We start from the raw sequence: 4584 nt of genomic DNA, 5'->3' as shown, positions 1-4584 counted from the left end.
AAGCCACGTACTAAAGTATCCATCTATATAACCAGTATGGAAAGCTTGGAAAATAAATAGTCCCACCTCTTTTCATATATGGGTGGGACTGTAAAGTCATGATTGTTTATTATGAAAATCCCCAAGAATGTTGCCTTTACATTTGAGGGAAACAAGAAAGAACCCTATTTAGATAAAAAAGGGTTCTTTCTTGTTTTATGTAGCACTTATTAAAAAGAAAAGCCATGTTATAAAAAATGCTACAACTAAGGGAATTATTTTTAAAAAGATTAATAGGTTTTTATTTAAGTAGGTGTATTTTTCTTTGTTGAAAATATATTCTAGACTAACTGCTATACAAATCAGGATCAGTATAATTAAAATTGATTTCTTGATCAGTAAATTAGGTACCAAATTATATAAACTAAGACCTAAGAGTACGATTATAGATGCAAATAATCGAATGTTTTTTTTCATAAATCGTTCTCCTTTTCAATTTATTAGTTACGGTGTATGTGTGGGTGTCCTGTCCACGTAATTCCAACTGTAACGCCTTTTCCTTTGTTAACAACAGCTAATGTAGCAGCTCCAAGTCCAACTATAGCCGCAATTAATCCTAATGGGACTGAAGCTGGTATTGTTACATATCCAGCTGCTGCTAATTCGGCTGCAACCCAAATTGCTGCACTACCCCATGCCATTGCTTCAGCTAGTGATTGAGTTTCAGAATTACTTAGTTTTAATCCGAATCCCCATCCATAAAAACCAGCTGAAGAAGATTGTAATTCTTTGAATTGGCTTAGGTCATTATTAACATATGAATTTAGTGTTTGTGTTGTGGAAAGTTTTCCAGGGTTTCCTTGTTCATCTTTTTCTAGAGTGAAATATCCTTTTTTAATGTATTCATTTTCTAAGTTTAATCCATTTAAGAAGTTTTGATATTCCTCATTTGTTATACCAATTTCATCTGCTGTTGCATTAATATATAAAAGTCCTTCTGCATTTACTTTTACATATGGAGTAAATGTTTTTGTTGTGTTAAGTGTTTAATTAAATTGTTCGTTTGTTTGAATGGGAATAAATTTATTACTTTGATTTTCTTGTACTTGCTCTGTTTTTACTGCTGTTTGTTTTTCTGTTGCGGCTTGAGAAATGCTAGGCGATAGGCTACCAAGTAATAATGCACCACTTAAAACTGCTGAAATCTGTTTAACTTTCATTATAAAACCACCTTTTTATTGTAATTTGGAATATTTTAGATTCCTATTACATTGTAGTTTATATTTGAAAATATTGTAATATTTTGCTATCAATTGGAATGTTATGTTCGATTACCAAACCCTTACATATAAACCTAATTATACAAAAAATGACAGAAAGATTTTTTGTATTCCTAGAATCTCCCACTTTTTGAAATTATATATATATTCATATTATCATGTTATTACACTAGGTTAAATTTTGGGTAAGTTGATATATTAAATTCTGAATATTTTATTTGTATTATTGTGTATTATATACGGAGGTGCAACTAACAAATGATGAATTGCATAAAGGAAGTATTATGCTATAATTGAATTAATCCAATACTAAAAAATCATATTGCAAAAGGACACACCTACGCATAACCATAGCGTAGGTGTGTCCTTTTTTGTTTGAGGAGGAAAAATGTATGGGAAAAACGTTATTTATTGCGGAAAAGCCGAAAGTGGCCAATGAAATTATGAAATCGCCACGTTTCCGACACTCACAAAAGTACATTGGAAGCAAACCTTATTACGGTTATTACGAAAATGATCATTATATTGTCAGTTGGTGCCGTGGACATTTACTGGAACTGAAAAATCCGGAAGAGATGGATCCAAAGTATAAAGTGTTTCAGTTAGAACATTTACCCTTAATTTTTCAACCATCGTATAAGGTGATACAAGAAAATGCAGAGCAACTACAAATCCTTGTTAAACTGTTACAGCGACCTGATGTTGACCATGCCGTGAACATATGTGACGCGGACCGCGAGGGAGAGTTAATCTATAGGGAAGTGTACGAATACGCAGGTGTGAATAAAAAGCAATCTCGCGTATATAAATCCTCTTTTGAAGCTGTAGAACTCGAAGCAGCTCTCAATCGATTAGAAAGCGCGTCTAAGTATGATGGACTAGCTTATTCTGCTAAAGCAAGGCAGTATTTAGATTATCTATTAGGGATGAATATAACCAGGGGATGCACCACAAAATTAGCGCAAAATAAATTCCTATTGGCATCTGGCCGTGTACAAATGTGTTTGCTACATGAGATCCGTCAACGTGAGTTAGCAATTGAAAACTATAAGGAACAGTCTTATTATCATCTGCAGCTAGTAACAAATTTAGGACTCACTCCAGTTATGAAAACAGAAGATCAGGTGTTAAACCCATCGCCATTAAGGAGTTTAGGGGAGAAGCTAAAAGGTCAATATCTCACGGTTGAGGAATTTAAAGAGGGCACTAGGAAGCAAAATCCTAAATTGCTATACAACTTAACAGACTTGTACAAAGATGCCCATGCACAATTACAAATTAATGCTGAAACTGCAAAAAAATACATTCAGAACTTGTATGAAGAAGGTTTTATAACCTATCCACGCTCTTCGTCTAGGCATTTACCTACAGAACAAGTGGAACGAGTAAAAGGTGTTATGCAGGCGCTAGCTAAGAGTCGTTATTCTTTACTGGTACAATCCGTCGATATTGACGCCATTGATATAAAACACAAAACATTTGATGATGATCTTGTATCAAGCCATTTTGCCATTATACCGACGACTAAACAATATCAAGAGGAAGGTCGTCCAGAGATTGAACAACAACTATACAGTCTCGTGGTAAAACGTTTTGTGGGCAATTTCATGCGTCCTGCAGTGTACCTGGTAAGAGATGTATCCCTTATTGATGCAATGGGAAATACCTATCAAATAAAAGAAAGTGTGCTTCGAGAAAAAGGTTTCCTAGAAGTGTTCCAAGAGGAAGTAGAGGAAGAAAGTGTGGAAACATTTAAAGTTCCTATCCTGCAGAAAGGACAAGAACTTCAAATCTATGATTTTGAGTTGCTGGAATCCAAAACAAAGAAACCTGCTCTACACACAGAAAGCTCAATTCTTGCTTTTATGGAAACGGCTGGTCGTAAAATTGATGATGAACATTTAAAAGAGCTGATGAAAGGAAAACGAATTGGAACCGTAGCAACAGAAGCGGCTTTTATTCCGGCTTTACACGAGAAGAATTTTATAGACATTGAAAAGGGAAAAATTATTACAACTCCAATTGGCCGTGCCTTTATTGAACAATTTCCTGTTCAGCAAATTAAAGATCCACTGTACACAGCAGAAATGGAAGGAATGATACACCGTATTGAAAAGAATGAAATGAGTTATAAAGACTTCATTGTACAAACAAATGCGTTTGTACAAAAAATAACACAAGAGATTATAAGAATTCCTGATACAGTTTCGTATAATCTAATAGAAACCTGGAAGCAACAAATAGAAGTATGCCAATGCCCTTGTGGAAATGGAATAATTTTAGATAGAGGAAAGTTTTTCGGGTGCAGCAATCATCCGAACTGTAACATTGGCTTGCCTAAGAAAATTAAAGACAAAACAATTCCTACAGTGCAAGTAAAAAAACTGTTTGAAGAGAACAAAACGGACGTTATAAAAGGATTTAAATCTAATGGCAAAGAGTTTTCTGCTTATCTAGCATTTATAAATGGTGAAGTAAGCTTTAATTTGCCTACAGTTGAAGAATTATCGCTAGGTCAGTGTCCAAAGTGTCAAAAGGGACACATTTTAAACCGTGATAAGTTTTTTGGGTGTTCAGAATATCAAAACGGATGTAATTTTGCGATATCAGCTAAAATTAAAGAAAAGAAATTATCTGATAGCCAGATTAAGAAATTATTGAAGAATCGCGTTACTGACTTCATTCATGGTTTTAAAGGAGAGTACGGAGAATTCACTGCAGCTATCCGATTAAAAGAAGATCTTAGCATTTGTTTTGAACGTCCAACAACGGATGATCGTACTATAGGGAAATGTCCTTTGTGCCAAGGAAGGGTAATTGTAGGAAAAACTACTTATTTATGTGAACATTACAAAAATCCTTGCGAATTCATTGTGTCTGGAAGCATTTTGAAAAAGAAAATAACTAGCGCACAAGTAAAAAAGTTATTAGAGAAGAATATGACCGATACAATCTCAGGATTTGAAAGTAAGAAAACCGGAGAAAAATTCGATGCAAAATTAACCTATGATGTACAAAAACAACGTATTACATTTATAATGAATAAAAAGAAATAATATCATAAAATCTTAAATTTCATATATAAAATTAATAGGAACTATGATATGATGAAATTAACAAAATACTTCTAAAACTATCTTGCAAAAGGACACACCTACGCATACATATGCCATAGGTGTGTCCTTTTTTATGTATTTTTAGAATTTCAAGACTCAAAAGACCTGCGGTAGTATGTCAACTGAAAAATAATATCTTTTGAAGTTATCAAAGGACAAATTGCTTAAAAAAGACATCACGAAACTAGACCAGTATTTTATGTAAAATA

The 4584-nt window shown here is 33.6% G+C and carries 3 protein-coding genes; 1 reads left to right on the top strand and 2 read right to left on the bottom strand.

What is annotated here, in order from left to right; all coding sequences use genetic code 11:
• Nucleotides 1–479: 479 nt before the first annotated feature.
• Both MR168_RS32250 and MR168_RS32245 read right to left on the bottom strand, forming a co-directional pair.
• Nucleotides 480–680: a hypothetical protein gene (locus MR168_RS32250; RefSeq protein WP_000312314.1), complete on the bottom strand. Its 201-nt coding sequence runs from the start codon at nucleotides 678–680 to the stop codon at nucleotides 480–482.
• Between the two features lie 345 nt (nucleotides 681–1025).
• Nucleotides 1026–1199, bottom strand: coding sequence for a hypothetical protein (locus MR168_RS32245; RefSeq protein ID WP_003319769.1), 174 nt, complete (start codon nucleotides 1197–1199; stop codon nucleotides 1026–1028).
• 452 nt (nucleotides 1200–1651) lie between these two features.
• Between MR168_RS32245 and MR168_RS32240 the strand changes: the two genes are divergently transcribed.
• A complete protein-coding gene (locus MR168_RS32240; protein ID WP_000520732.1) occupies nucleotides 1652–4315 on the top strand; it encodes a type IA DNA topoisomerase in 2664 nt (887 codons plus the stop codon).
• Nucleotides 4316–4584: the final 269 nt, after the last annotated feature.

The sequence above is a fragment of the Bacillus cereus group sp. BfR-BA-01356 genome, from assembly GCF_022663635.1.
In the GTDB taxonomy this organism is placed as follows: Bacteria; Bacillota; Bacilli; order Bacillales; family Bacillaceae_G; genus Bacillus_A; species Bacillus_A cereus.
Note: the sequence above shows the minus strand (reverse complement) of the source record. Positions and strands in the feature narration are given on the sequence as shown.

Coding starts and splice junctions, on each gene's coding strand:
- MR168_RS32250 (WP_000312314.1), bottom strand. CDS start 680: ATGGCATGGGGTAGTGCAGCAATTTGGGTTGCAGCCGAATTAGCAGCA.
- MR168_RS32245 (WP_003319769.1), bottom strand. CDS start 1,199: ATGAAAGTTAAACAGATTTCAGCAGTTTTAAGTGGTGCATTATTACTT.
- MR168_RS32240 (WP_000520732.1), top strand. CDS start 1,652: ATGGGAAAAACGTTATTTATTGCGGAAAAGCCGAAAGTGGCCAATGAA.